This is a genomic window from Methanoregula sp. (assembly GCA_041645435.1).
Taxonomy (GTDB): Archaea; Halobacteriota; Methanomicrobia; order Methanomicrobiales; family Methanospirillaceae; genus Methanoregula.
Window position 1 is genome coordinate 476,569 of record JBAZQB010000002.1, and the last position, 26,224, is coordinate 502,792.

Consider the following 26,224-nt stretch of genomic DNA (forward strand, 5'->3'; position numbering starts at 1 on the left):
GGCATATAAACTGGTGGAGTAATATGCTTCACGTAAGATTTCTCTATGAGGGTATCCGGCACAGGTTGATGCAGGTACCCGGTACAATTCCCGATCGGCAACATTCAAGAGCCTGCCCTGCAAACACCCTTGACAGGAAATTTGTATGTGCGACGATATTTTCGAACAGAAAAATATGCACCTCGACCAGATTCTCGCAGACCGCCGCTCCTACCGGATGTTCAGGCCTGAGTATCCCGAAGAGGACGCGATACGCCGTATCATCCATGCCGGGCTGCTTGCCCCGTATGCTGCGGCAGCCGTAGGAGGATCGAAGGATTATTTCCGGCGTTTCTTTGTCATGAAGAAGGGAGCGCAGAGCCTGAACGCGGCAATCCCCCTGGTTATGAATCAGGTAAATGTCATGTCGGACCAACTGGAGAAGGATATGGAAACGAACCCGGTGCTCCGCCAGAGGGCAGTCACTTTTGTCCAGCGTCTTGGCATGATACGGAAGATGGAACGGGTCCCCGGTGTGGGCAATGCCCCGTATTACATCGTGGTTGCCGAGCGCAAAGGGTTTCCACCGGTGGAACAACAGTCGCTTGCGCACTGCCTGGAGAATATGTGGCTGAAAGCAACAGCCCTTGAACTGGGATTCCAGCTGGTTTCCATTACGTCACAGATGTCGGAAAATTCAGAGTTCTGTAAAATACTGGGAATTCCTGTGGGTGAATGGGAACTGATGGGTTGTGCTGTCGGATACCCGGCAGATGAGCTCTCCCCCTCGATCCGTCCCCCCGTTGAAGATGTAACCCGGTGGCTGGAATAATCCATTGGCCTTTAAAAAAAATTCTTGTTTTTTTGTCCGATGAGTGGGGCTCATCGTCATTTGGTGGGGGTATAGGGGCATCAGCCCCCATCAACAAATTATTGATGCATTCTGACAACCCGCTCATTTATTGATAACTTCCCTGAAAGAAGCGATAGGACTTATTTTAACCATTGGCCGGGTTCACGCGAACATATACCACGCCAGTCCCGCAATGCACACCGCAGAAAAAAAGAGAACGAGTGCGATATTGATGCTTTTTTCTTTTCGGGTCATGGCAGACCACTCACTTCCCTGTTGTTTTCCCACAAACCCGATAAACAGGCCAATTCCCGTCCCGGCAATGGCGCCAAGTGCAACTGCCATCAGGATCTCAAACATACTCGCACTCATACAGATTCTCCCTTTCCGGTTGCCCATTCTTTGATATAAACTACCATGCGTTCAACAGACTCCGGTTTCACGCCATTCTATCCGGTTAAGATAAGCACTTTCCTTATTTTCTGCGAATATACTGGATGAGAAGCAATATAGCCACAAATCCTGCGATCTGGGGTGCTGCGGCAGTACCTGCTGCATGTGTTGTCTCGGTTTTTTGCAGGGGAACGGGGAATAGCCCGATAGTGACCGGCTGGATCTGTCCCGGGATGACTTCCACGGTCTGTTGTACTGATGTGTAGCCATCCAGGGATACTGCGACCGTGTGATTCCCCAAAGTGAGATTCCCGGCGGTGACTGGTGCCACACCGGTATTCTTTCCATCCACCAGTACCGTTGCACCCACAGGGACAGAGGTGATCGCAATCGCACCTGTATCTGGCACCAGTGTTGCGGTCACTTCAGTGATCCTGCCCGCTTCTACCGGCACCCGCGTCGAAAACTTCTGGTACCCGAACTGCGAGAAGACGACATCATAGGTCCCGGGCGCGAGATCCGAAATGGTTAGGGGTGTCTTTCCCTGGTATTTTTCACCCATCATTACGGATGCCCCATCAGGGACTGAGCGAAGATCCATGGAACCGGATTGCCGGGGTGTATCGATAGAGATCGAGGGTTTTCCCAGGGTGACCGCGATCGTGCTGTAATCGGCTTGGCTTAAATGAGACCGGTCATTGGGGCCATTTACTACCCAGATCGTGTAGGTACCTTCATCGAGCCGCCCCCCGATGTTAGCCGTTCCCCATTTGTAGCTCCAGTGGTCATTGCCATCAACCTGCACGACGGTAAATCCTCCCTGGTCAGCACGTTTCGAGATATCATTCAGCGCAACCCCGTTGACCGGGAGATTAGGCCCGGTCAGGAAAAGATACACGTTCTGGCTCCCGTAGGAATAGCCTGAGAGCGGGATGATATCCCCAACGGATGCCTGTATTACCGGTGCAGCCGATGCCCCGGAGATAAGCAGGATACATGTAAGTGTTAGTATACAGGACATGAAAGCCGGGTGATGACTCTGCATATGTACTGCCGTTTATGTTCCAGAACCTCCTTTAGTCTTTGGGTTGTGAGGAATTACCGATCCCCACAGTTTATACCCTGCGGGGTTCAAGCGCTGATAAGGAACCGGGAACATGAACGAACAAGAGCCAGAAGATTTCCACTTCTTAGGAAAGAACCGGATCGAAGCCCTCACCGATGGGGTCTTTGCGTTTGCAATGACCCTGCTTGTCACCAGCATGATCCTGCCCCATACCGCTGATGCACCTGCTCTTACCGCGGCAGGAGCCCTGACCCTGCTGATACCGGATTTCATCCATTATGTGATCGCGTTCTTTATTCTCGCTGCGTTCTGGACCGCTCACCATATCCAGTTCAACCAGATCCGGTTCATTACCCGTCCTTTCCTTACGTTAAATATTATCGGCCTGTTTTTTGTTACGCTCGTTCCGTTCACTACAAGTTTTGTGGGGGATTATCCGGATACCCTTGCATCCATTGTCTTTGAACTCAATCTCATGGTGCTTGGCCTGATGATGTTTGTGCAATGGTATTATGTAGCCCATAACCGCAAGCTCATCTCCCCAAAGTATCCCGAATCAAAGGTACAGGAAGGACTTTTACAGAACCTCAAAATCCCGTTTTTATCATTGGTTGGCGTGATCCTGGCACTTTCAGGATGGCAGGAAAGCACGATGATCTACCTCCTGTCCCCGTTCGTTTCTATCGCGGTATCCCGGTATATTGCCAGAAACCGCAGGATACGGGAAGGAGTGGTATGAAAATACCCGTTGAATAGAGGATCTTTGTCACCAGTAGTACTAGAGCGCCTGCTCCCACGTGTGCTTACAGTCATTGCAGACACAGACAACTATCGTCTTGTTGTTGACTGTCTTACAGTCGGTCCATTCGGTATTTTTTGATCCACACTTCGGGCAGTTAGACATAAAAAATCGAGTCTGTGTTAAAAGACTGGTGAGATACTGTTCTATGTAAGGTTAAAAAATTATCAGCGTTTTTCTTACTTGTCGTGCAGGAACAAAAATCAGGCAGTGACATTAAGATTATCTCCGGGTTTTAACACCAGTACTTTAATATCGGTTGTCCGCTCGATCGCCTTCTTGAAGGGTAGAGGGTCAGCAGCGATCCTGTCCCAGGTATTGTAATGGATCGGGATGACCGTTTTAGCGCCGATGAAATTCGCTGCGATCATCGCTTCTGCCGTGCCCATGGTGAAGCGTCCGCCAATCGGGAGGAGTGCGATGTCCGGGTGATACAAATCCCCGATGAGTTTCATATCTGAAAAGAGCGCGGTGTCCCCCGCATGGTAGATCTTTATGCCATCCATGCCGATAACAAATCCTGCGGCAGCCCCGGCAGAAAAACCCGGTCCTGCCTCTTCGATTGCGGTCGAGTGCACCGCGGCAGTCATGGTAAAAGACACCCCGTCAACGATAATAGTGCCCCCGATATTCATACTCTCAACCGGAATTCCCTTTGTTTTGAGGTATTTTCCTATCTCGGTTATTGCAACGGTCTTGCGGTTGAGGGCAACGGTCTCTCCCAGGTGATCTGCATGGCCATGCGTGACTGCGACAATATCCGGATTCGTGCTAAGGACGCTGCTGCCTTCAGTAAAGGGATCGATGAGCACTTTTTTTGAACCGGTAAGCAGCACGCACGAATGCCCGAGCCAGGTGAGTTGCATATATGCAGATCTGCTGCTCATCGGATGAAATTTGCCATTTGTAAAAGGCAGGAACAAAGAGAGCGCACCATGGCTAAAAAAAGGATTGATGATGGTAAAGGATGTGTCCTTTACGTCACATCTATCAGTTCAGCTTCGGTGATATCGATAGAGTCTCCAAGACTGTCCGCAGTTGCGCTCCGGGTCATCTGTTCGGAAAGATCGCGGTCTTCCATAACATCCCGGATGCGATCGATATACGGATCAATCGTCGGGTCTTCCTGCTCTTCGATCACATGGCGGTATTCGCGGAGCGTTGAAGGGCTTACTCCAAGGTCCTCTGATACCTCCTTCATGGTCTTGCCGGACGTGATCAGTTCTTCCATCTTCACTTTGTCAAAGGGCATCTTGAAGTCAAGCTCGCGGAAGAGCTTGAGCCGAACCCTTGCTCGTGCAACTGTCTTTGACAGCTTCTCGTCACCCAGTTCTCTGGCGATTTCTGTATCATTTTTGCCAGCATAGAATAACGTGACGAGTTTTGCAAGTTGGATCGGTTTTAATGAGGTCTTGAAGATTCCCTGTTCCGTGATCTCTCTCATCACGAGAGCGACCTCGCGTTCGATCGCGTCGCTGTCTCTCAAGGTACCATGGATATTTTTCATCGGCTCGACGATCTTGGTCTTGCCCGACATGGAGCTGAAGAGTTTTAAGAGCTGTGCCTTGCGTTTGTCTTCGGTCATTGCATACCCCGTATTGGGATTAGGATATACAATACTTCGTGAACTATTTAATGCTATCTTTATGCGTTGTTTGACCAAAAGACCTTTAAATTGGTGTTTGAATGTGCACTATCAGTGGCGCTGGTTCGCGTGCAAATCGCTTAATATGACGTGCAATTTTTATTGATATTTTCATATAAATCCAGAATACCCGGTTCCCGGATGATGCATGGAACATTCATCGGTTAACCTACCCGCAGCACGTGGGCATGTTTCTGAAAATGATGAAAACGGGAAGAGGGATGGAAGAGAGTCTTTTTGTCGTCATTCGTTCAATGTTAGTAGGAATTTGATCAGGGAATACCATGAGCGATGTATTTGAAAATGTGATGGAGCTTGCCAAACGCCGCGGGTTCATCTGGCCCACGTCCGAATGTTACGGCGCAGTGGCGGGTTTCATCGATTATGGCCCGCTGGGCGCAATGATGAAGCGGCGGGTCGAGGATATCTGGCGGGATTTTTACGTCATCCAGGAAGGCTATTACGAGATCGAGTGCCCGACGATTGCCCAGGAATCAGTTTTTATCGCTTCCGGGCACGTGAAGGGATTTTCCGACAAGATGTGCCAGTGCCCGCACTGCAAGGAGTTCCTCCGTGCCGACCACGTGGCGGAAGGCGGCGGCGTCAAAAACCCGTCCATTATGAAGAACGAGGAACTCGCAGCAGCGATTGCGACCTGCAAATGCATGGCCTGCGAAGAAGTGCTCGGCACTGTTGAGGTCTTCAATTTCAACCTCATGTTCCAGACCACGATCGGGCCGGGGTCACAGCGGATCGGGTACCTCCGTCCCGAGACGGCTCAGGGAATGTTTGTGGATTTCTCCCGGCTGTTAAGGTTCTACCGGGACAAGCTGCCCTTCGGTGCCATCCAGATCGGCAAGTCCTACCGGAACGAGATCTCCCCCCGGCAGGGCATGATCCGGCTCCGCGAGTTCACGCAGGCGGAAGCCGAGATCTTTGTCCACCCGGACCAGAAGAATCACCACCCGTCGTTCAAGCGCTATGCGGACTATACCATGCCGCTGCTCACCTACGTCCAGCAGGAGAAATGCGACGCTGCGGTCTCGATGTCCATGCGGGAGGCCGTGGACAAGGGCGTGATCGCCAACGAATACCTCGCCTACTACGTAGCCCTTACGCACAAACTCCTTGTTACGATAGGTATCAAGCCCGACCGGCTCCGCTTCCGGCAGCACCTGCCCGATGAGCGTGCGCATTATGCCACCGACTGCTGGGATGCCGAGATCCGGTCCGACCGGTTCGGCTGGGTGGAGACGGTTGGTCTTGCCGACCGCACGGATTATGACCTGAACGCCCATGCCAAGGAAAGCGGCACGCCGATGACGGTCTTCATCCAGTACGATGAGCCAAAGAAAGTGGCACGCCGGAGGATCATCCCGAACATGAGCGTGCTGGGCAAGCAGTACCGCACGAAGGCAAAGGCGGTCTTCGAAGCGCTGGCGATTGCCACACCAACCGCTGATGGCGCCGATGTGGAAGTCGATGGCGAGAAGATCCACATTCCCGCCAACCTGTTCGAAGTCCGCGATGAGATTATTGATGTCCGGGGCGAGGATGTCGTGCCGCACGTGATCGAACCCTCGTACGGTATCGACCGCATGTGTTACGCGGTGCTCGAAGGGGCCTATGATGAGGATGTCGCGGATGGTGAAGCCCGCACGGTGATGCGCTTCTCCCCCAACGTGGCCCCTATCCAGGTCGCCGTCTTTCCGCTCATGACCCGGGACGGTCTTGATACGATTGCTCATGAGATCGCCCGCACGCTTCAAAAGTCCGGTATACTTGCCGAATATGATGACAGCGGGGCGATTGGCAGGCGCTACCGGCGGCAGGACGAGATCGGGACGCCGTTTGCGATTACGGTTGATTACGATACGAAAGAGGATCGTACCGTCACTCTCCGGGACCGGGACAGCATGAAGCAGGTGCGGGTGGCGATTGATAAGTTACCTTCAACGGTTGCAGCGCTGGTTAAGGGGACGACCAAGTTTGGGGATATAGGGCGTCAATCCCCGTTTTTTATAGCTCACCCCGTACAGCAATCTCTTCCTAAATGAGTTGATGGGGGTTGCCACCCCCATCGCAAATGAGTGTATGCCGCCGCCCCGAAGGGCGCCCCGCGGCGGCCTCAACGACTTTTCATTAAAACTTCCTTGCCCCTCCGTGCCTCGGAGAGTATTCATGACCATCGGGCCACAGGGACCTATGGATATAAGATATCCATAGCAGGCCCTGATGCGGGGAGCCCTCATAATCATCATCTCTCACAAATTAAATTTAAACTGCAACTTTCTCCGATCACAATTTCCTATATTACCTAAGCAACCAAACCTCTCTCCAATCACATGAGTTGCATCAGCCACCCCTTGATCAAACCGGACAGCATCGAATCGCGTGAGTACCAGCTCTCGATTGCGATGAAGGCGCTGGATGCCAACACCATGGTCATCCTCCCCACGGGACTGGGGAAGACAGCTGTTGCCCTGCTCGTTGCCGCATCCCGGCTCTATAATGAGGGGGGCAGGATCCTGATGCTTGCCCCAACCAAACCGCTCGTGGAGCAGCACCTTCGCTATTTTGAAAAATACCTGCTGGCAAAGCCGCCGGAAGGCAGTTTGGCATCCCCGTTTGTGATGTTCACCGGAGAAGCCCCGCCCGCCGAACGGACAGCGGACTGGAACCGGGCTACCGTGATCCTTGCCACCCCGCAGGTTGTCAAGAACGATCTCCTTGCCGGCCGCTATACCCTTGCGGATGTCACGCTGCTGATCGTGGATGAGTGCCACCGGGCAGTCGGCAACTACGCGTATGTCTTCTTGGCCCAGCGGTACATGGGTACCGCTGCCAAACCGCTCCTCCTTGCGATGACCGCTTCACCCGGCGGGGTGCAGGAGAAGGTGCAGGATGTCTGCTCGAATCTGGGCATTTCCCACATCGAGAACCGGACCGAGAACGATCCGGATGTCCGCCCGTATGTGTTTGAGCGGGAGTTGGAGTACCTCTCCGTTGATCTCCCTCCCGACATCAAAGCGGCGATCAACTCGCTCAATGGGCTCATCGAAGACCGGCTCGCCCTGCTCTCCTCGCTGCACTTCACCGTGCCCAAGCGCGAGAAGCTCTCGATGAAGGAGCTCAACGCGATCAATGCCCAGATCCAGCAGCGGATCCAGAACCAGGACCCGACCGCATACTCTGCGGCATCGGTGTATGCCGAACTGATGAAACTGCGGCATGCGATTACCCTTGCAGAATCGCAGGGCAGCGAAGTGCTCAAGGGGTATATCGCAAAGCTGGTGGCCGAAGGTACGGGTTCCGGGGGCAGCAAGGCCAGCCAGCGGCTGGTAAAAGACCCGGTCTTCCAGGAACTCTTTGAACGAACGCTCGGGTGGACCCGGGAACTGCACCCGAAACCCGAAATTGCGCTCAGGCTCGTGCAGGACCAGCTGGTGTCCCATCCCGACAGCCGGATCATCCTCTTTGCCACGTACCGCGACACGGTGCAGCTCCTCGTGGATCACTTCACGAAGCATGGCATTTCCTGCGAGCGGTTCGTGGGGCAGGCAACCAAGGACGCCGAGAAAGGGCTCTCGCAGAAGAAGCAGATCGCCGCCCTGACCCGGTTCCGCGAAGGCGAGTTCAAGGTCCTCATCGCAACTTCGGTGGGCGAAGAAGGCCTCGATGTACCGGCGACCGACATGGTGATCTTCTACGAGGCCGTGCCCTCCGAGATCCGTTCCATCCAGCGCCGGGGGCGGACCGGGAGGTCCGGGGCAGGCAAAATCGTGGTCATGGTGACCAAGGGGACCTCCGATGAGGTCTTCCGCCATGTCAGTGCATCGAAAGAGAAACAGATGCACAAGAGCATGCGCACAATGGGCGGCTTTACTTCAGCCGCCGCACCGCAGCAGCCGCTTGTCGTGGAACAGGAGACCATCGATGCGTTCACCCCGCAGGGACCGAAGATCATCATCGACGACCGCGAGACCTCGTCAAAAGTGGTAGAAGTTCTCTCCAACATGGGAGCCGTAATCCGGATCGAGCGCCTCCCCCACGGGGATTACGCGATAGGCGATCGTATTCTTGTCGAGCGCAAGACCGCGAGGGACTTTGTCGATACACTGATCAACCGCGACCTGCTCGGGCAGGTGAAGGCGATGGCGGAATCGATCACCCGCCCGGTGATGATCATCGAAGGCGGGGACCTCTATGCCCAGCGCGACATCCACCCGAACGCGATCAAAGGCGTGCTCGCGGCTCTCACGGTGGATATGGGCGTCTCGATCCTGTTCACCCGCGACGAACAGGACACCGCCCAGATGCTCTTTGTCCTCTCGAAGCGCGAGGACGGGGAACGGGGCGAGCGCAAGGTGCACCCGCACAAGTCCCATCACTCACTGAAAGAGGAGCAGGAGTATATTATATCGGCGTTTCCGGAGATTGGTCTTAAAAATGCCCGGTTGTTGTTGGCTCACTTCGGCTCGATTCAGGGGGTTGTGAATGCTTCTTCCGAAGAGCTGGCTGCGGTGAAGGGGATTGGGGAGAAAACGGCTCAGAAGGTGTTTGATTTGTGCCGGAGGGTGTACGGGTAGGGATTATCTTCACTTATTATGCGACAATGAGCAAAAAAAATACAAATAGGAACTATTTTGGTATTAGGAATTTTAAGATGTCTGTTAATGAAAATTTGTTATCGCTGCGATCATGAAAATTTTGTTAGAGATGATTTTTGCGAACGTTGTAATAATTCGATAAGTGATGTTAGACCGGAATCTTTCGATATTGCCGGGTTTATACGAAGGAACTATCAACTTTATGGAACTTTTGGAATATTGATAGCCATTTTTGAATATATGTTAAAAGAATTGCCCGACGATAGAAAATACATCAGTATTTTTCCTCTTATTATTGCTTTATATTTAATTTTACATTTGATTGCTAAAGGGTCGCAAATAATAAGATCAAGAAATTGGCAACACGATGATGAACTTTTACGAAGACAAAGTGGATTCAATTTTTTCGTTTTTTGTATAATTCATTCGTTGTTATTTTTTGCTTTGATACTAAGTTTGATTAGTTTATCAGAAAGTGCCAAAAATTTTGTGGGGTTTGTACTTGGTGTCTTTATTTTCTTAGTTTTTTTCTCTTCAAATTTTTCAAACGAACAAAATCGAAAATCATTTGGCATATTGATTTTCAGTGTTTTTTGTATAGAGGTTTTTTTGACATTGATTTTACTGCTACCATTTGTTGCAGTGGCAGTCGATAACCAAAATATGACAAAAGATGTTGTTGAAAAAATCGCTTTTTACTATACTTGGTTCACGCAATTATTCATTTATCTAGGAATTGGGGGTATTATCGCGTATTTTATCACGATATTTGGTTTTAGCGAAGATACAATCCCATTTTTTTCAGTATTTAAGCAGGGGAATGAACCTGATTATCTAAAACTTTTCTTAGGAATTGTCGTGCTATATGGGATTATCCTCGGTACCTTCTTATTATCGTTAAAATCTCTTTATGCTGGATTTTATTAACATAATCTCTCTTTCTTATTTCTGGCAATGCTTATGCCAAAAGATTAGAACGCACAAAAAAGCGCATCACTACTCAAACAACTTTTTAGAACAGTATAATATCATCTTTGAGGGGTTCAAAATTTACAAGATTCCAATTACCCAATATAAACGTGCGACCATAGGGATTCAAACCTCGCTCACGAGCATATTGATTGGCTAAAAGATAGATGTAGTATGCCATAAAATGTGCGAAAAAATAGAGCTTTCTATTTTTTTACAAAGATTGCGATGAACGCCGCCGCCCCCGTGGGACGCCCCCGCGGCGGTTTCAACGACTAAAAATAAAACCTCCCTGCCCCGCCGTGCCCCGGAGGGGCCCTGAGGCGGGGAACCCTCCTTAGTATTCCAGCATGTCAACGATCCTCTTTGATCAGACCATTGATCATATGCGGTTCATTGCAAGGCTACCCCCCATCTATCTAAGGGTGGCACCCCCCTCTCCAAACCAAGAGAGGGGGACCCCCACCCCCCTGTCTCGTCCAAGACTGGCTCCCACCCCCCATGCCGGCATCCGCCCGACCCTTGCTTCCCGTGAAGTCCCCGTCTGAAAACCCGGTTACCGGTCCGTCCCGGGAAAGGGGGGTACCCCCCTGTCCAAAATATGAGGGGGGGTATACCCACCCCCTCTCCAAAAAGCGAGGGGGGGACCCCCTCCCCCCCTGTCTTGCGCAAGACAGGGTACCACCCCCCCATACCGGCATCAACGGGACCAGCGGTTCGCATAGAGTCTCCGTCTGAAGACCCGGTTATCCGTCCGTGCCGGGAAGGGGAGGGGGGTGCCTCTCTTTCCCATGACAGGGGGGTACCCCCTCCCCCCCTCCAAAAAATGAGAGGGGGATACCCACCCCACCTACCCCCCCTCTTGTCCAAGACAGGGTACCACCCCCCATAATGCACTATCGACACGGATGCGGGTCATGTTTGTCTGCGATCACGTAAAGAGAAAAACCGTCGTTTACCGGAATAAAAATCCCGAAACTAAAAAAAAAATGTGATAAAAAGAGATTATAGGAAGGTTACAGCCTGCACAGGATCTCAAGCGATTCCGTGCCGGCTTTCACGGCATTCATCAGGAGAAGCACGTTCTCCGGGTCCTTCTCGTTCTGGATGCGCTCGCAGAGGGAAAAGACGGTCATTGCGAGTTCATCGGCAAGACCCCCGTCGCAGGGTTCATCGTGGTCTTCGCCGCAGGTGCAGGAGTGGCCATGTTCGTGATGGGCCGGGGTAACCGGGGCAGCCTGTTCCGCGCTCGCAGGAGCAGCAGCCGGCTTCTCCGCACAGACGACACAGAAGGTCTTTCCCTTGACCTCGAAGAGCGGGCATCCGCATGTTTTACAGGTCTTTTCGAGCATTTTACCCCCTTTGAGGAGGTATTCAGCCATTATTTCATCATCTTTGCGCACTGGCATGTGTTCACCGTCGGTTTGATATTTAATCTATATATGCCAGTTACGCATATTAACTACAGGTACACAGGTAGGTGTTCCCATGCCAAACCCTGAAAAATCAATGGAAAACTGTATCCTGATGTTGCAGCACATCCAGGAGGACAGCTCGATCCCCAGAAATATCCGGCGCGTAGCAGACGAGACCCGGACGCTGCTTATGAACAATTCCAAGGCGATGGGCCTGCGCGCAGCCGAAGCCATATCAAAAGTTGATGAAATCTCCAATGATCCCAACATGCCGATCCATGCAAGGACCCGTATCTGGGAGCTGGTGTCGCAGCTCGAACAAATCCCGCTGGATTAAAAACCCCTTCTATCGTCCTCTCATTTTTACCGTCATCTGAATTCCTGCCCGCTCGTTTCAGCTCATCATAGTAAAACCGATATACGGGACGGACCGTACATCGATAGGGGTGTTGATGATGGCGATTGAATGGGATCCGATTCTCTTTGTGAACCTGGTATTGTGCATCATCATTGTCCTTCTCGGCCTGCTCTGCTACCGGAGAAATCCCGAACCCCTTCCCTTGTTTATCGCTGCCGCGTTCGGCCTTTTTGGCATTTCGCATGCCGTAACCCTGCTCGGGTTCAAGGTACCGCTTACCCTCCCGCTCATCGTGATCAGGACCCTTGCGTATATCCTGGTGATCTACGCACTCTGGACGCACCTCCAGACCAGTCTCATTATCAAAGAGGGACAGCAGGCATGGATCGATTACTTCAAAGACGAGCTCCGCCAGCCTTCCGATGACGGGAACGTTCCGGAACAGAAGAAGTAATTTTCAGGATCTGGCTACCAGCTTTTCTTAAACATCCCTTCGCAGGTCCAGGTCCGCCGCCACGACCGGGTGCAGCCGGCATGGATCTCCCGGAGCCCGGCATCCTGCATCAGTGCACGGATCTCAGAAAGGGGCATGCCGTGCTCAGGCTTTGCCGGTTCGCGGATAAAGACCGTACCTTCCGGCCGAAGGCATTTTGCGAGAGCACTCACTACATCGATCCTGGCAGCCGGCTCGACATCATGAAGCACGAAGTGGATGATGACGGCGTCGAAATGGTTTTCGGGAATGGGCATCCGCGTGATATCGCCCTGCAGGTACTCGATATTAGTACAATCCTTCAGCCTGCGTTTTGCTTTTTCCACCCAGTACGGGGAGATTTCCACGCAGGATAACGCTCCCTCCGGATTGAGCGTGCGGGCGAGGGCACGGGAGAGGCATCCCCCGCCGCTCCCGAATTCGAGCACCCGTTCAGAGCCGTAAAGTCCCAGCCTTTTTACATAGTCCGGATGGTAAAACCGGGAGCGGATCCGGTAATCGATCAGTTCTTCTTCAATAATCCGTGCAAGGGGAGGAGGGGGATTTTCCATAACAGTGCCTTCGTATGCGTGATAATGCTTGGATTCCACCGGTTAAAAACCTGATTAACGGGTATAGTGATAAAAAAAGAGGCGTTATTATGCCGGGTGGGGGTACTGCACCGGTGTCACGAGCGACGCGGGAGTCTGGTATATCAGGACATCGCCGGTTGTCGCAGTGATCGAGAGCTGGTTGCCATCCACATTATACGCCATTGCTTTACCCAGGATATTCAGGTACATGGTCTCCTGATCTGCGAGTGTGGCACAATACTTTTTGGAGGATGCAATGTTGCTGATGGTCATCCCGTTCCCTTTCGGGGTTGTCATTCCGGTCAGGGTGCATGTTCCATAGTAGTTGTTGCAACCATCATACCCTGTGAGAGATCCATCCGGGTTGATAGTTAAGGAGATCTCAGTTGTGGGATAGGTGACGCCGGTTCCTCCCTGTATTCCCATCGTTGTAAGAACCCAGTTCCCTGCCAGTTGAACAGGAACGGCGGGAGTTGCCGGGGTAGTTACAACGACGGTCGGGGGCAGCGTGGCAACGGTCGTAGGTTGTTGTACTGCGGGCGGGGGGGTACTTGTGCAACCGGTGATCATGACTGCGGCAATCACAAAGATGAGGAAAAGAATCGTGGTCTTTTTCATAGCGGGATTTTTTCTTTAATCCTATATAAATAAACCGGATATGAAAATTGGACTGTCTCCAGAAACGGGAGTGTTATCTCCCCCCATAGGATCTCACATGGTTCCATGCCGCATGATAGATATCGAACTCCTTTTTATCCTCATCGTATATGCCCATGTCCACCCGGTGGAACCGTGTACGATCCTCTCCCACGGGGCAGACTCTGATGCAGAGTCCGCAGGGTGAAATAAACCGTTTGAGCAGCGCTTCGGATCGCGTGGCACACGCAAGCTTGTCGGTAATCCCGGCAGGATAATCCGTATCCGGGATTGCTCTGACCGGGCAGACCTCAACACACCGCATGCATTGTATGCACAGGTCTTCTTCCATGACGCGATCTGGATCGATCTCTGCGGTGGTGAAGATGGAGGTGAACCGGACCCGTGGCCCGTACTGCGGGGTCAGCAGCATATTGTTTATGCCAAACGTTCCCAGCCCGGCGAGACAGGCTGCATGGCGATGGGAAAAAAAGGCAACCGGTTTTTCCTTGAGCACACCAATCGACCCGTAACCATCCCGGGGGAGACTGATCGCAGGAAATCCCTGTGCATTCAGGAATGTGGCAATCCGGAACGCACTGGTGTCTAACAGGGTATTGACGGTCCGGTACAGTTCGTGGTACCAGATGGAAGGAGCAGTCTCGATAACCGGGAGGCTGACGGGTATGCCGATGACGATGACTGTTTTTACTTCCGGCCAGATTGCCTGCGGCCGGAACCGGGGAGGAACCCATGGTTCGAACAGGGGTTCATCCCAGCTTTTCGCAGATGCAAATCCTGCAAGGGGGATATCCAGTTCAGCGCATTTGCCGGTGACCTGCTCCCGGATTGTGTCACTCATTGTTTTACTCTGGCATGCGAGGGGGATAAAAACTTGTGTTTTTCAGTAAATCCGTATTCATTCTCCCGTTACCGTACACACAATGGTCCTTTCCCGCCCGGCATTCACATCCAGCTCCAGCAGCACGATCTGCTGCCATGTGCCGCACAGCAGGGTGCTGTCCTCTACCGGGATGGTGAGTGAAGGTCCCACGAGTGCCGCCTTCACATGCGAGCGCCCGTTGCCATCCCCCCACCGGGAATTATGGGCATAGTCCGCATTGTCCGGTGCGAGTACGGACAGGGCACGTTTGAGATCCTGGAGTACGCCCGGTTCGAACTCGATCGTGGTCAGCGCTGCCGTCGAGTGCTGCACAAAGAGATGGACAAGCCCGGCACCGATCCCGCTCTCCCTCACAATCTGTTTCACTTTTTCCGAAAGATCGATAACATCGCCTTCGTGTTGCGTTCTTACCCGGATGGTTTTTGTGAACATGGATACATCCCACCAGATCCTCTTCCCTCATCTGCCAAAATTATTCCCCCTGTCCGGAAAGATCCTGTTCTTTATTTGGCAGGTGCCAACCGTTAAACCGCCGGCACTCAAATATGAATCCAGAGCGTGCAATGAACCCCAACAATCCGTCGGACGGAGAAAAAGTCCGTGCCGCATCACCCTTTCGTCACCGGTATGCGGTCCTGTTCATTGTTCTGGCATCCGTCCTGATGGCCGTCATTGATGGCACGGTTGTCAACATCGCGCTGCCTTCCATGACCCGGTTTTTTTCCGTTGACCTTTCCGACTCCCAGTGGACGATCACCGCGTATCTCATCACGATGACAAGCCTGCTCCTTGTCTTTGGTAAGGTGTCGGAATATGTGGGGCGTGCCCGGCTCTTCTTTGTCGGCATTATTGTGTTTACTGCCAGTTCTCTTGCCTGCGGGCTCTCAGCCGGTTTGCCTGAACTCATCCTGTTCCGGGTCATTCAGGGTGCCGGTGCCGCGATGCTCTTTTCCATATCATCAGCGCTCATTTTTGCCACAACGCCCCCGGCGGAACGCGGGCGGGCGATGGGGTACCTTGGTGCAACGGTTGCCATCGGCAGTATCGCGGGACCTATTGTCGGGGGCTTTGTCGTGGACTCGCTGGGCTGGCAGTACATCTTCTTTATCAATATCCCCATCGGCATCCTCCTCATTGCCTCGGCGGCAGCGTACTTCCGGATCGATGAGAAGCGGACAACATCACTCTCCCTTGATTGGCAAGGATCCGCTGCAATGGTTGCGATGTTTGTTGCCCTGATCATGGCGCTGGGGAGCCTCGCCGATACGGGAATTATTACCCCTGCTGCCATCATATCCGGTGCCATATTCCTCGGTGCACTCGCCCTGTTCATCTGGCATGAGCGCCGTTGCCCGGCACCCCTGCTTGACCTTTCGGTATTTTCCCACCGTGCGTTTTTATTCCCGGTCATTGCGGTTGTCCTGGTCTTTGTTGCGAATTTCATGATGGCCGTGGTCGGCCCGTTCTATTTTGAAGGTGTACTGGGTTATCGCCCGTCGCAGGTGGGACTGGTGTTCTTAGTCACCCCAGCCGTTATGGTGATCGTAGCACCTGTCGCCGGATCGCTCTATGACCGCCACCCGACACGGAATTATGCTGCGCTTGGGATGAGTATCACTGCTATCTCGTTTCTTATCCTTTCGTATTGCGCCATCACCCGGAATGTGCCTGGCATCATCGTCGCATTTGTGCTCTTTGGTACCGGTGTCGGGCTCTTCCAGTCCCCCAACAACACCGCGATTTTAAGTGCACTTCCCAAAGAGCAGCTCTCAACGGCATCGAGTGTTATTGCCACGAGCAGGAACTTAGGCATGGCCCTCGGTGTTTCGCTGGGCAGTATCCTGCTCTCGTTCCAGCTCATGGCCGCAGGATATGGCGGGGATGTAATTACTGCGGACCCGGCACTCCTGGCAGTCTCAATCAGCCGGATTATGGCAGTATGTGCCTGCCTGTGCGGGATCGTGGTGCTGTTATCCTTGCTGGACCGGTAAGCCGTTGTCAGCGGCAGGGAAAATACCTCATCGTTTTTCCATGGGTTCCGTAAGAATTGATTGCATTACCAGGACGAGAGCGGATGCCCTCATTCCCGGAAAAATGATGAACGCCGTCGCACCCGATGGAACGATTGATAACAAATTTTGCCCTCAATGAAACAGCAGTAAACAAAAAAAAATTAAAATTATTCAGACTTTTCCGATCCGTTTGTTTCCGGGCCGGTCGGTTCTGCAGCTGCATCCGTGCCATTCCCATTATCCAGGTCCGCAGGAACGACCGCGATACCTACGATCTTGTCGTTCTCGTCGAGACGCATGATCTTGACCCCCTTGGTACCGCGTCCGATGATACGGATCTCGCTGACCGGAGTCCGGATGACGACGCCCGACGCGGTCATGACGAAGATCTCGTCAGTCTCGGAGACCGCCCGGGACTCGATGATCACGGCATTGCGTTCGAGCACCATGGTGCGGACTCCCTTCGTCCCCCGGCCATGCCCGCGGAAGTCATCGAACTCGGTCCGCTTGCCGAACCCGACATCGGAGATGGTGAGGAGGGTATGCTCGTTATCGACGAGTGTGATGGCACAGACCGTGTCCTCCTTGATATGGAACCGCATGCCAATCACACCTGAGGCATTCCTTCCCACTATACGGACGGTCTCTTCATGGAACCGCAGGCCGTACCCGAACCGGGTCGAGAGGACGACTTCACGCGTGTTGTCGGTCGTGATGACGTCTACGAGCTGGTCGCCTTCTTTGAGCCGGATGGCGTTCGTCCCGTTCGAGCGGGGGTTCGAGAACTGGTCCTGCGGGATCTTGATGACCTGCCCGAGTTTAGTCGCGAACATGAGGTACTTGTCCGGGCGGAACTCACGGATGGGGATAACAGTCGTGATGACCTCGTCTTTTAAGTTGAGGAGGTTGATGATCGGCTTGCCCTTCGCAACCCTCGAGCTCTCGGGGATCTGGTAGACCTTGAGCCAGTACACCCGGCCGATGCTCGTGAAGCAGAGGAGGTAGTCCTTCATATCGGCAGAGAAAACCGAGCTGACGACATCATCCTCCTTCGTAGTCATGCCTGTGATACCGTGGCCTCCACGGCGCTGCTTGCGGTAGGTGTCGAGGTCCATCCGTTTGATATAGTTCGTCTTCGTGATCGAAACAAGCACCGTCTTGTCCTCGATCAGATCCTCGTTCGAGAGATCGCTCGTGTCGAGGGCAATCTCCGTCCTGCGGGTGTCACCGAATTTCAGTGCGACCTCGGAGGTCTCGCGTCGGATCTCGTCCTTGATGTTCGCCTCGGACGACAGGATAGTTTCGAGCCTGCGGATCTCTGTTTCGAGCTCGTTCTTCTCATCCATGATCTTCCGCTGCTCAAGGGCCGCGAGCCTGCGGAGCTGCATCTGGAGGATTGCGTTTGCCTGAGGTTCATCGAGGTTGAACCCGGTGATAAGCGCAATACGTGCGTTGTCCACGGTATCCGATCCCCTAATGGCCGCGATGATCCGGTCGATTGCGGCAAGTGCAGTGAGCAGGCCGTTGAGGATATGGACCCGCTCCTGACACTTGTTGAGATCGAACTCCGACCTGCGCCTGATGACTTCTATCCGGTGGTGGACGAAGTTCCCGAGGAGGGCCGGGAGGTTGAGGATCTTTGGGGCCCCGTCCACGATCGCGAGGTTCGAGGCCGAGAAACTGGACTCGAGCGCCGTGTGTTTGTACAGGTTGTTGAGAATGACCGCAGAGATCATGCCCTTCTTCAGCTCGAAGACTACCCGGATCCCATCCTTGTCCGACTCATCGCGGATGTCGCTGATGCCGTCTAGTTTCTTGTCTTTGACCATCTCGGCAATGTTGGTGATCCATTGCGCCTTGTTGACCTGGTACGGAAGTTCGGTGACGATGATCCGGTCGCCCCGGTTTCCGCCATCAGACTCTTCTATCTCGGCGACCCCGCGGACCACGACCCGGCCCTGGCCGGTAGCATAGTAATTCCTGACACCTTCGACGCCCATAAGGATACCGCCGGTCGGGAAGTCCGGACCCTTCATGATCTGGATGAGTTCGTCAACAGAAACATTCGGTTCGTCAAGGAACCGGTTGACAGCCGCACAGACCTCGCGGAGGTTGTGCGGGGGCATCTTTGTGGCCATCCCGACCGCAATACCGTCGGTTCCGTTGACGAGGAGGTTCGGGATCTTCGAGGGAAGGACAGTCGGTTCTTTCAGTGACTCATCGTAGTTGGGGACGAACGCTACCGTCTCCTTGTCGAGGTCCTGCAGGATTGCCTCGGCATACGGGAAGAGCCGGACTTCCGTGTACCTGCTCGCTGCAGCAGAATCGCCGTCTACGGAACCGAAGTTACCCTGCCCCTGTACAAGCATGTGGCGGTACGAGAAGGGCTGGGCCATCTTGACGATCGTATCGTAGATGGAAGCATCGCCGTGCGGGTGGTACTTACCCATCACGTCACCGACCACCCTCGCGCTCTTCTTCGTGGGCTTTTCGCTTGTATTGCCCATGTCCCACATGGCATAGAGCGAGCGGCGATGAACCGGCTTGAGACCGTCGCGGACATCGGGGATGGCACGGCCGATGATAACCGACATCGCATAGTTGATGTAGGAGGTTTTCATCTCCTGTTCGATGCTGATAGGCTCGGTCCTGTGAGTTTCAGCTACTTCGACAGGGATATTCTCCTCAGATGTCAAGGTTCGTCACCTCCTTCGCGTGACGGTAGATAAAATTCTTCCTCTCCTCCACATCCTTGCCCATAAGTGTCTTGAATGTGAATTCTGCGTCTGTCGCATCTTCAACATTGACCTGTCGGAAGATTCGCTGCTCCGGGTCCATGGTCGTATCCCAGAGCTGCTGGGCGTTCATCTCGCCGAGACCCTTGTATCGCTGGATATTCACTCCCTTCTCGCCCATGGCGGCCGAGACCTTCTGCATCTCCTCTTCCTTGTACACGTATTTCTCTTCCTTCCCCTTCGAGATCTTGAAGAGAGGCGGCTGGGCAATGTAGACGTACCCGAGCTCGATAAGTTTTGGCATGTACCGGTAGAAGAACGTCAGGAGGAGCGTCCGGATATGCGCCCCGTCCACATCGGCATCGGTCATGATCACGATATGGTGGTAGCGTGCCCGCTCGGCGTCGAATTTTTCGAGAATGCCGGTACCGATGGCATTGATCAGCGTCTGGATCTCGGCGTTCTTGAGGATCTGGTGTTCGCCGGCTTTTTCCACGTTGAGGATCTTTCCCCTGAGGGGGAGGATTGCCTGGAATTTCCGGTCCCGGCCCTGCTTGGCGCTGCCGCCGGCAGAGTCACCTTCCACGATATATATCTCACTCTTTTTGGGATCGCGTTCCGAACAGTCCGAAAGCTTCCCGGGCAGACCGCCCGATTCGAGCGAGCTCTTGCGCCGGGCCAGCTCCCGGGCATTCCGGGCGGCCTCGCGGGCCTTTGCGGCCATGAGCGCCTTTTCAACTATGGTCTTGAGAATGCCCGGGTTCTCGTCAAAGTACTCGGTGAGCGCCGCGTACACGAGGGAGTCAACGATGCCCTTGACACTGCTGTTCCCGAGGCGCATCTTGGTCTGGCCCTCGAACTGGGGGTTTGCCATCTTGACCGAGACTACCGAGGTCAGGCCCTCCCTGACATCTTCGCCCCGGAGGGTGATGGTGGAGTTCTCCTTGATCAGCCCGTTTCGCTTCGCAACAACGTTGATGCCCCGGGTGATGGCGCTCCGGTAGCCTTCGAGATGGGTGCCGCCTTCACGGGTGTTGACCGAGTTGACGTACGTATAGAGTTTCTCATCGTACTGGGTCGTGTACTGCAGGCCGACTTCGAGTTCGAGCTTGTTCTCCACGTCTTTTTTCGTGATATAGATAGGGTTCGGGTGGATGACCTCAATACCCTCGTTTAAGTATTTCACGAACTCGGCAAGCCCGCCCGCGTAACAGTATGTGGCGATCGTGGGCGCGAGCGTGACCGAATCGACCGTGCGTTCATCGGTGATGATAATAGCGAGACCTGCGTTCAGGAACGCGAGTTCACGGAGCCGGTGGGAGAGGGTATCGTAATCGAACGTCGTTGTCTCGAATATCGTTGCATCCGGGACAAAATGGATCCGGGTGCCGGTCAGCTTGTTCCCAAGAGCCGCGAGGAGCGAGGCCCGGTCCTGCTGCTCGTTCCCTGTGGGGTACTGGGCAGCAGCCGTGAGATCGATTTGGCCGGAACCGGCCGTGAGCGCCGGCGATGCCCGACCGAAAGGGGCCGGCTCACCATACCACTGCTGGTAACGGGCGAGGAGTTCAGCGAGGCTCTCCTCCCGGGTCGTGAGCGCTGAGGTGGGCTTGCCTTTCGAGAACCGCATCTCATAGATGTTCCCGTCCCGGTAGACCCGGGCCGAGAGCCAGTTCGAGAGAGCGTTCACCACCGAGACACCGACCCCATGGAGACCGCCCGAGACCTGGTAGGTCTCCTTGTCGAACTTGCCGCCAGCATGGAGGACGGTCAGTACGACTTCGAGCGCACTCTTGTGGTTCTTCTCCATTGTATCGACGGGGATCCCCCGGCCGTTATCCTCGACCATGAGTGACCCGTCCTTGTTGATGACGACTGCGATCCGGGTGCAGAACCCGGCGAGCGCTTCGTCGATGGAGTTGTCGACGACCTCATAGACAAGGTGGTGCAGGCCACGGGTATCGGTGCTGCCGATGTACATCGCCGGCCGCTCCCTGACCGGGGCTAGGCCTTCGAGCACCGTAATATGGGATGCATCGTACGTCTCGGTCACGCGGAATCACCCCGCGAAAAAGCGAAAAAAACCTGTACGGAAATCACACTAATTATTGGTTGGTTAGCGTATAAACGGTTGCGGTTGTTTAGATTGAGGGGATATTATAATTGTAACGCTCCGACGGGGGGTTTTGTCGCAATTCCTATGGTTTTCCGGGTTTATGATTTGGATAACCGGGGTAGACGAGCGGGGAAAGGTTCCTCTCCCGAACGTTGTTGTGAGATTCAAAATTTTTGTTAATATACAGTTCCGCTTTAATCATTATCATAGAAAATGTTGATATGAGGAATTATTATTGTCTCCTTGTCGTAACAGCAATCCTTGAAGGAAATTCCACTGCCACAAGGACATGGCCAACTTTCAGGTTCATGGGCAAAATCTGAACGTAAAACTTCCCTTGTTGTATTTTCAATTTTTAAACTTGTTAACGGTCTTCCCGAATGTTTGATAAACGCATGTACATTTCTGAAAGGGCTATCTTCGGGATGGTTTTTATCGTATTCAAATTTATGCAAGACGAGTCTTTTATCTGCGGGATTCGGAACTAACGCGATATGATTAAAACCTCCAATTTTTTCGACTATGTTAGACGCCACTTTCCCCCAATACAGATTTCCAGGAATGTGGTTGCACTCAGGATCAAACGGTGATTTATTACATAGTGAACATTTCACTTCCAGTTGATCCATTGCACTACTAACAAAAACATGAAAAGGGAATAATTTTTCAATTAATGAAAGGTATTCATAGCTTTTTACCATAGATTCGTGTTTTTCAAGATCTAAATGCTTTAGTAAAATTCGATTTTGATCCAAAGCATCCTGCAAATATACCCAGGAATCATGATATTCATATATCTCGCATAATTCCCAGAATTTCGCGATACTCTGTATTAATGCAAAATTGATTTTTAATAGAAATGATATATTTGCACAATCTTCATCGTTTTTGCGGATAGCAACACGTTTGAGATTTTCACATTTTCCTTTGCAACGATCATAATTTGAGAAAATTTTATCGAATTTTTTCTGAATTAAGTATGAATCAAAACTGATCAAATCATTTTTTATGTTCAAGAAAAGAGGATATTTCTTCGGATCAATTTCTAATATTGAGTAAGAACGAGTCATTATTGTTTTTTCTTTTCCTCTGCGGAATTTCTTAGTTTTTCTATTTTATTAATTCCTGAAATTGGTCCTTCATATCGAATGAGTTTGATTTTAAATGATCCGATACTTCCTTGAAGGAGTTCTAATTTTACATCTTTTTTACCTAAATCCGGTGCTCCTTTGAATTTGTCGTAAAGATATGCACTAATTATTCCAATAATGATCTCAACCGAATAGTCTTGAATTAAAAAGAAGATTGGTGGTAAAATTATATCTGCGTGGTGTAACGCTTGAATTCTTTCTTCGCCACTATTTTCAAAGATATTGACATCGACTTCGGGATGCTTTATTCGTATGTATTTCAGAAAATTAGGGGTTTCTGAAGGGAAATCCCCTCGAATTTGATATGTCGAAAATGAGGCAGGAAGTAAAATAATTTTAGATTTTGACAGTTTATTCTTAGTATCCGACGATAAATCATTATGGTCGATTATGGTTTGAAAATTGATTTCAAGGTCTCCGGTTTCGATAATCATAATTTAAAAACACCTCCAATGATAAAATATCGGTTATTTCATCAAATCGCTCAATTTTTTTCTCTCTCCAGTGCTTTGCCCTTTCATGATCAGGATATTGTCGGGATAATTAGCGAACCAGATAAAAGAACCCCAGGCAATTTTCTCCAGATTCTTTTTACTGTATGCCCGGCTCGCCCTGTCGAGAAATGCAGTGATGAAGGCAACTTTCGATATATCATACCCTCTTTCTCCGAGTAAGGCGAGGATCGTATCTTTTCTCTGCTGAGTCATCGAACCACTCGTAGCGACAACCTCGATAAAAATGAGGAGTGTCGTATCCTCTTCATTCCTTTTGTAAATATCGAGCAAAACAAGGTCGGGGAATATTTTTGATATTTCCTCCTTCGAAAAATTGAGACCGTGGATTACTCTTGGATTTGGATTGACATATTTTTCTTCCGATGTACTATAAGATACGACATGGGGATCTGTCAGGAAATTTTTTGAGAATGATTCGATGAGATTCTTCAGGATAATAGAACTTTCATCATTTGGTAATGTTCTCCGTGTTCCATCCGAAAATTCTACCGTTATCCTGTCCGTTGCATTCAACGTTTTCCGGATACCTACGGCAAGTTGCGTCTCCTTGTTAAGATTTCGTTTTTGCCATTCTGAGATTAGTTCTGATAACTCATCGCCGGTTATCCCTTCATGGAACAGAGCTGCAAAAGAATCCGAAAGGTAATACCGAGGTTTGTTCGCTTGACCTGAAACCCCTGGTTTAATTTTCACCGCTGTTCTGTCCCTTAACCCATCCTTTATCACATCATCACGGATTGATTCTCGACTCCCTTCTCCTGGATACCAAGGGTTTGCAATGTGATCTCTCGCCCATTTGGATTTTCCTGCCCATGAAATTCTCGAGTTATCATCATGAGACGCCAGCTGACGATCCGACATGTAATAGATGTGTCCTGGCTGCAACAGAAGGTCGAACCCTTCAACCGCACCAATATAAAAGAAAACAGATACCGTATTGACCGCCATGTCGCCGATTAGATACACCCTGCCCTCAATTCCCTCGGGAAATATTTGTTGCAGTCTGTGGCGAATTGTTTCACGTGATGGTATCGGAGGTAAAAGTTGGGCAGTCATTCGTTATCTCTCGTACATTTTCTTGATCGATCTTTCAATTTCATCCCTTGATGCTTTGTTGGAAATAAGTTTTTCAAGAATCTTTACATCGTTTACTTTCGGTAATGGCAACGCATTCAACTCATATGCCGATACAGCGACACTCCCGCTAATCAGACGGAAAATTTTATCTATCATATTCGAATTTAACAGAACTGTCAAGGCTTCGAGGGAAATAAGCGGAGAGGTATTCGTTTTTCTGATAATGTTGACGTGATTTTCAATTACCACACCTCCATGTTCCGAGATGAATTCCTTGGGTAACACCGCCGAAAAAATCCGTTTCTTTTGTTCCTTCGCGGTTGTCCTTTGGACTAAAATACACGGCTTTTTAGTAATCAGAAAATCCTGTTTTTTTCCGAGTAAGAAAAACGGTGAGTGGTTTGCCCGCTTCGAATTGAATTGGAATTGGCCGTCGTTTAAAATCGATTCTGCCCAGATTAATGGGTAACTTCCGGTCTTATTTTCATTGATTAATTGTTTTTTGTGCCGGTTCCAGACTAATTGTCCGGTATTCACTTCATATCCCAAATGGCTAATTCGGTTTCTCATCTTCAGGAGATTCTCGATTAATTTCACCTGTTCGGGTTCTTTGGGAATGAACCAAGGATCTTCAGCACCTTCGGGGAGCAAAAAGGATCCGATGCTCTCACTGACAACCGGTTTTTCGGGACCATTCGATTTGAGGCAATGAACTTTGACTCTAGGATCATCAGCTTCTGCCCTCTCTGAACCGGAGCGTTTATAGACGACGAGCATTGTCTCCTGAAGTACTTCTTCAAACACTCCTTTTCTTTCTGAAATAAAATCCATCGTAACCGGGGGGGCATGCTGAGATAACATAGATCGAAGGGACTTGAAATATTGGCCTCCCAAAAATGAAGTCGGGGTTACGTAGGCGATGTATCCTTCTGGTTTCGTCCACCGAATTCCGATATCGGTAAAAATGCCATAGAGATTTGCATGACCAAACAGGGATCGGGAATATAAGGCTCTCTGATGTTCAGGGAGTGTAATTTTTCTGTAGGGTGGATTTCCGATAACGAGATCAACTTCCTCACCTTTGTCAGGAAGTGTATCGAGAGTATCGCAAATTTTGACGATAGTTGGAAGTCTTGTTTTCGCGTCGATACACGTCTCTATGAGTGCGATCTCTACAAGAACCTGTGACATCCAGGCCGCGAACGGATCGATCTCAAAGCCTTTCAATCTCCGTGAGATCCGTTCGATTGTTTTTTTCGGGTTTTTCACATCTTTTTTTGGCACTGAATCTGCCATTCGGATAGCCACGGGGGAAAGGAACGCTCCCCCACCACAGGACAAATCCATAACATTGCTGTTTCGCCAGTCAAAGCCTTCATCGGTAACCATCTCAATAAGACGATCGACCAAGGCAGGGGGTGTATAATATGCGCCAAAGTCGGACCGGGTGTCATGGGGCAACAGCGCCGTGTAGATTGTACCGATGAGATAACTGCTCTCAGGGAAGGGAAGTTTTGAGAGAATTGATCCGAGAATCGATGCATCCGAGTTTAAGTCCGGTTCTAATGGGTCAAATTTTAAGAACGGATCAGTTATCTTCCAGGAACATTTGTTTATCTTGCATGTTTCTGACCAGAATGCATCTAATGTAATTCCACAGAAGGACCTTGCGAATCCAACCCTTAATTCTGGCTTGTCAATTTCTTCAGCGTACGCTTTCGCTTCTAGTTTTTTTGATTCAAATTCTGAAACTAATCGATCCGTTTCCATTGATCGTTCCACACAGTTGGATCACTCAAATTACGATAATTGATAATCAATATGTTTCGATATTAATCTGTAGTGGATTTGTTCGCATTATAAAGACCGATGGGGGCGGGGGGTGAAAATGCTTCTGGCGTTATAAGATTAAAATGTCCTGCACATTTT

General features: G+C 51.2%; 24 protein-coding genes. 8 read left to right on the plus strand and 16 right to left on the minus strand.

The window, feature by feature from the left end; genetic code table 11:
- Positions 1 to 145: 145 nt before the first annotated feature.
- Positions 146 to 811 (plus strand): nitroreductase family protein, encoded by a 666-nt coding sequence (locus WC593_05940; GenBank protein MFA4824682.1) that lies wholly within the window; start codon positions 146 to 148, stop codon positions 809 to 811.
- A 183-nt stretch (positions 812 to 994) separates the two neighbouring features.
- Here WC593_05940 and WC593_05945 read toward each other — a convergent pair whose 3' ends face one another.
- Together WC593_05945 and WC593_05950 are read right to left on the minus strand one after the other, a co-directional pair.
- On the minus strand, positions 995 to 1,204 hold the full coding sequence (locus WC593_05945) for a hypothetical protein (GenBank protein ID MFA4824683.1): 210 nt from the start codon (positions 1,202 to 1,204) through the stop codon (positions 995 to 997).
- A gap of 103 nt (positions 1,205 to 1,307) precedes the next feature.
- Positions 1,308 to 2,270: a PEGA domain-containing protein gene (locus WC593_05950; protein ID MFA4824684.1), complete on the minus strand. Its 963-nt coding sequence runs from the start codon at positions 2,268 to 2,270 to the stop codon at positions 1,308 to 1,310.
- Positions 2,271 to 2,382: 112 nt separating this feature from the next.
- Between WC593_05950 and WC593_05955 the strand changes: the two genes are divergently transcribed.
- The gene (locus tag WC593_05955; GenBank protein MFA4824685.1) at positions 2,383 to 3,030 is read left to right on the plus strand and encodes a TMEM175 family protein; all 648 of its coding nucleotides are present in this window, start codon (positions 2,383 to 2,385) and stop codon (positions 3,028 to 3,030) included.
- 39 nt (positions 3,031 to 3,069) lie between these two features.
- Here the strand turns inward: WC593_05955 and WC593_05960 are convergent, their stop codons facing one another.
- The 3 genes from WC593_05960 to WC593_05970 form a co-directional block, all read right to left on the minus strand.
- The gene (locus tag WC593_05960; protein ID MFA4824686.1) at positions 3,070 to 3,195 is read right to left on the minus strand and encodes a hypothetical protein; all 126 of its coding nucleotides are present in this window, start codon (positions 3,193 to 3,195) and stop codon (positions 3,070 to 3,072) included.
- 98 nt (positions 3,196 to 3,293) lie between these two features.
- The gene (locus WC593_05965) at positions 3,294 to 3,956 is read right to left on the minus strand and encodes a metal-dependent hydrolase (protein MFA4824687.1); all 663 of its coding nucleotides are present in this window, start codon (positions 3,954 to 3,956) and stop codon (positions 3,294 to 3,296) included.
- 110 nt (positions 3,957 to 4,066) lie between these two features.
- Entirely contained in the window at positions 4,067 to 4,675 is a 609-nt protein-coding gene (locus WC593_05970; protein MFA4824688.1) for a response regulator receiver protein, read from the minus strand.
- A 344-nt stretch (positions 4,676 to 5,019) separates the two neighbouring features.
- Between WC593_05970 and glyS the strand changes: the two genes are divergently transcribed.
- The 3 genes from glyS to WC593_05985 all read left to right on the plus strand — a co-directional run bounded on the left by glyS (position 5,020) and on the right by WC593_05985 (position 10,272).
- Positions 5,020 to 6,792 (plus strand): glycine--tRNA ligase, encoded by a 1,773-nt coding sequence (glyS, locus tag WC593_05975; GenBank protein ID MFA4824689.1) that lies wholly within the window; start codon positions 5,020 to 5,022, stop codon positions 6,790 to 6,792.
- Positions 6,793 to 7,080: 288 nt separating this feature from the next.
- The gene (locus WC593_05980; protein MFA4824690.1) at positions 7,081 to 9,324 is read left to right on the plus strand and encodes a DEAD/DEAH box helicase; all 2,244 of its coding nucleotides are present in this window, start codon (positions 7,081 to 7,083) and stop codon (positions 9,322 to 9,324) included.
- Positions 9,325 to 9,411: 87 nt separating this feature from the next.
- Positions 9,412 to 10,272 carry a hypothetical protein gene (locus WC593_05985; protein ID MFA4824691.1) on the plus strand — a complete coding sequence of 287 codons (861 nt, stop codon included), beginning with the start codon at positions 9,412 to 9,414 and terminating at the stop codon, positions 10,270 to 10,272.
- Positions 10,273 to 11,330: 1,058 nt separating this feature from the next.
- Here WC593_05985 and WC593_05990 read toward each other — a convergent pair.
- Entirely contained in the window at positions 11,331 to 11,723 is a 393-nt protein-coding gene (locus tag WC593_05990) for an Sjogren's syndrome/scleroderma autoantigen 1 family protein (GenBank protein MFA4824692.1), read from the minus strand.
- A gap of 79 nt (positions 11,724 to 11,802) precedes the next feature.
- Between WC593_05990 and WC593_05995 the strand changes: the two genes are divergently transcribed.
- Complete coding sequence (locus WC593_05995) at positions 11,803 to 12,066, plus strand: UPF0147 family protein (GenBank protein MFA4824693.1); 264 nt, start codon at positions 11,803 to 11,805, stop codon at positions 12,064 to 12,066.
- Positions 12,067 to 12,184: 118 nt separating this feature from the next.
- Positions 12,185 to 12,541 carry a hypothetical protein gene (locus WC593_06000; GenBank protein ID MFA4824694.1) on the plus strand — a complete coding sequence of 119 codons (357 nt, stop codon included), beginning with the start codon at positions 12,185 to 12,187 and terminating at the stop codon, positions 12,539 to 12,541.
- A 14-nt stretch (positions 12,542 to 12,555) separates the two neighbouring features.
- On the opposite strand, the gene WC593_06005 is transcribed toward WC593_06000, so the two are convergent.
- The 4 genes from WC593_06005 to WC593_06020 all read right to left on the minus strand — a co-directional run bounded on the left by WC593_06005 (position 12,556) and on the right by WC593_06020 (position 15,124).
- Positions 12,556 to 13,131: a class I SAM-dependent methyltransferase gene (locus WC593_06005; GenBank protein MFA4824695.1), complete on the minus strand. Its 576-nt coding sequence runs from the start codon at positions 13,129 to 13,131 to the stop codon at positions 12,556 to 12,558.
- Between the two features lie 87 nt (positions 13,132 to 13,218).
- A complete protein-coding gene (locus WC593_06010) occupies positions 13,219 to 13,770 on the minus strand; it encodes an META domain-containing protein (GenBank protein ID MFA4824696.1) in 552 nt (183 codons plus the stop codon).
- Positions 13,771 to 13,843: 73 nt separating this feature from the next.
- Positions 13,844 to 14,650 (minus strand): 4Fe-4S binding protein, encoded by an 807-nt coding sequence (locus tag WC593_06015; protein MFA4824697.1) that lies wholly within the window; start codon positions 14,648 to 14,650, stop codon positions 13,844 to 13,846.
- A gap of 57 nt (positions 14,651 to 14,707) precedes the next feature.
- On the minus strand, positions 14,708 to 15,124 hold the full coding sequence (locus WC593_06020) for a secondary thiamine-phosphate synthase enzyme YjbQ (GenBank protein ID MFA4824698.1): 417 nt from the start codon (positions 15,122 to 15,124) through the stop codon (positions 14,708 to 14,710).
- Positions 15,125 to 15,237: 113 nt separating this feature from the next.
- Here WC593_06020 and WC593_06025 point away from each other — a divergent pair, with 113 nt between their 5' ends.
- Positions 15,238 to 16,683, plus strand: coding sequence for an MFS transporter (locus WC593_06025; protein MFA4824699.1), 1,446 nt, complete (start codon positions 15,238 to 15,240; stop codon positions 16,681 to 16,683).
- Positions 16,684 to 16,871: 188 nt separating this feature from the next.
- Here WC593_06025 and gyrA read toward each other — a convergent pair whose 3' ends face one another.
- The 6 genes from gyrA to WC593_06055 all read right to left on the minus strand — a co-directional run bounded on the left by gyrA (position 16,872) and on the right by WC593_06055 (position 26,065).
- Positions 16,872 to 19,400, minus strand: a complete 2,529-nt coding sequence (gene gyrA / locus WC593_06030) for a DNA gyrase subunit A (protein ID MFA4824700.1) — start codon at positions 19,398 to 19,400, stop codon at positions 16,872 to 16,874.
- Complete coding sequence (locus tag WC593_06035) at positions 19,390 to 21,489, minus strand: DNA topoisomerase subunit B (protein MFA4824701.1); 2,100 nt, start codon at positions 21,487 to 21,489, stop codon at positions 19,390 to 19,392. Before WC593_06035 ends, gyrA begins: the two co-directional genes overlap by 11 nt.
- A gap of 257 nt (positions 21,490 to 21,746) precedes the next feature.
- Entirely contained in the window at positions 21,747 to 22,622 is an 876-nt protein-coding gene (locus WC593_06040) for an SEC-C metal-binding domain-containing protein (protein MFA4824702.1), read from the minus strand.
- Positions 22,622 to 23,137: a hypothetical protein gene (locus WC593_06045; protein MFA4824703.1), complete on the minus strand. Its 516-nt coding sequence runs from the start codon at positions 23,135 to 23,137 to the stop codon at positions 22,622 to 22,624. The genes WC593_06040 and WC593_06045 overlap by 1 nt, the downstream gene beginning before the upstream one ends.
- Positions 23,138 to 23,170: 33 nt before the next feature.
- Entirely contained in the window at positions 23,171 to 24,274 is a 1,104-nt protein-coding gene (locus WC593_06050; protein MFA4824704.1) for a BsuBI/PstI family type II restriction endonuclease, read from the minus strand.
- Positions 24,275 to 24,277: 3 nt separating this feature from the next.
- A complete protein-coding gene (locus tag WC593_06055; GenBank protein ID MFA4824705.1) occupies positions 24,278 to 26,065 on the minus strand; it encodes an Eco57I restriction-modification methylase domain-containing protein in 1,788 nt (595 codons plus the stop codon).
- Positions 26,066 to 26,224: the final 159 nt, after the last annotated feature.

What these genes read in the sequence shown, in the direction of transcription:
- WC593_05940 (MFA4824682.1), top strand. Translation starts at nt 146, where the DNA reads ATGTGCGACGATATTTTCGAACAGAAAAATATGCACCTCGACCAGATT.
- WC593_05945 (MFA4824683.1), bottom strand. Translation starts at nt 1,204, where the DNA reads ATGAGTGCGAGTATGTTTGAGATCCTGATGGCAGTTGCACTTGGCGCC.
- WC593_05950 (MFA4824684.1), bottom strand. Translation starts at nt 2,270, where the DNA reads ATGCAGAGTCATCACCCGGCTTTCATGTCCTGTATACTAACACTTACA.
- WC593_05955 (MFA4824685.1), top strand. Translation starts at nt 2,383, where the DNA reads ATGAACGAACAAGAGCCAGAAGATTTCCACTTCTTAGGAAAGAACCGG.
- WC593_05960 (MFA4824686.1), bottom strand. Translation starts at nt 3,195, where the DNA reads ATGTCTAACTGCCCGAAGTGTGGATCAAAAAATACCGAATGGACCGAC.
- WC593_05965 (MFA4824687.1), bottom strand. Translation starts at nt 3,956, where the DNA reads ATGCAACTCACCTGGCTCGGGCATTCGTGCGTGCTGCTTACCGGTTCA.
- WC593_05970 (MFA4824688.1), bottom strand. Translation starts at nt 4,675, where the DNA reads ATGACCGAAGACAAACGCAAGGCACAGCTCTTAAAACTCTTCAGCTCC.
- glyS (MFA4824689.1), top strand. Translation starts at nt 5,020, where the DNA reads ATGAGCGATGTATTTGAAAATGTGATGGAGCTTGCCAAACGCCGCGGG.
- WC593_05980 (MFA4824690.1), top strand. Translation starts at nt 7,081, where the DNA reads ATGAGTTGCATCAGCCACCCCTTGATCAAACCGGACAGCATCGAATCG.
- WC593_05985 (MFA4824691.1), top strand. Translation starts at nt 9,412, where the DNA reads ATGAAAATTTGTTATCGCTGCGATCATGAAAATTTTGTTAGAGATGAT.
- WC593_05990 (MFA4824692.1), bottom strand. Translation starts at nt 11,723, where the DNA reads ATGCCAGTGCGCAAAGATGATGAAATAATGGCTGAATACCTCCTCAAA.
- WC593_05995 (MFA4824693.1), top strand. Translation starts at nt 11,803, where the DNA reads ATGCCAAACCCTGAAAAATCAATGGAAAACTGTATCCTGATGTTGCAG.
- WC593_06000 (MFA4824694.1), top strand. Translation starts at nt 12,185, where the DNA reads ATGGCGATTGAATGGGATCCGATTCTCTTTGTGAACCTGGTATTGTGC.
- WC593_06005 (MFA4824695.1), bottom strand. Translation starts at nt 13,131, where the DNA reads ATGGAAAATCCCCCTCCTCCCCTTGCACGGATTATTGAAGAAGAACTG.
- WC593_06010 (MFA4824696.1), bottom strand. Translation starts at nt 13,770, where the DNA reads ATGAAAAAGACCACGATTCTTTTCCTCATCTTTGTGATTGCCGCAGTC.
- WC593_06015 (MFA4824697.1), bottom strand. Translation starts at nt 14,650, where the DNA reads ATGAGTGACACAATCCGGGAGCAGGTCACCGGCAAATGCGCTGAACTG.
- WC593_06020 (MFA4824698.1), bottom strand. Translation starts at nt 15,124, where the DNA reads ATGTTCACAAAAACCATCCGGGTAAGAACGCAACACGAAGGCGATGTT.
- WC593_06025 (MFA4824699.1), top strand. Translation starts at nt 15,238, where the DNA reads ATGAATCCAGAGCGTGCAATGAACCCCAACAATCCGTCGGACGGAGAA.
- WC593_06040 (MFA4824702.1), bottom strand. Translation starts at nt 22,622, where the DNA reads ATGACTCGTTCTTACTCAATATTAGAAATTGATCCGAAGAAATATCCT.
- WC593_06045 (MFA4824703.1), bottom strand. Translation starts at nt 23,137, where the DNA reads ATGATTATCGAAACCGGAGACCTTGAAATCAATTTTCAAACCATAATC.
- WC593_06050 (MFA4824704.1), bottom strand. Translation starts at nt 24,274, where the DNA reads ATGACTGCCCAACTTTTACCTCCGATACCATCACGTGAAACAATTCGC.
- WC593_06055 (MFA4824705.1), bottom strand. Translation starts at nt 26,065, where the DNA reads ATGGAAACGGATCGATTAGTTTCAGAATTTGAATCAAAAAAACTAGAA.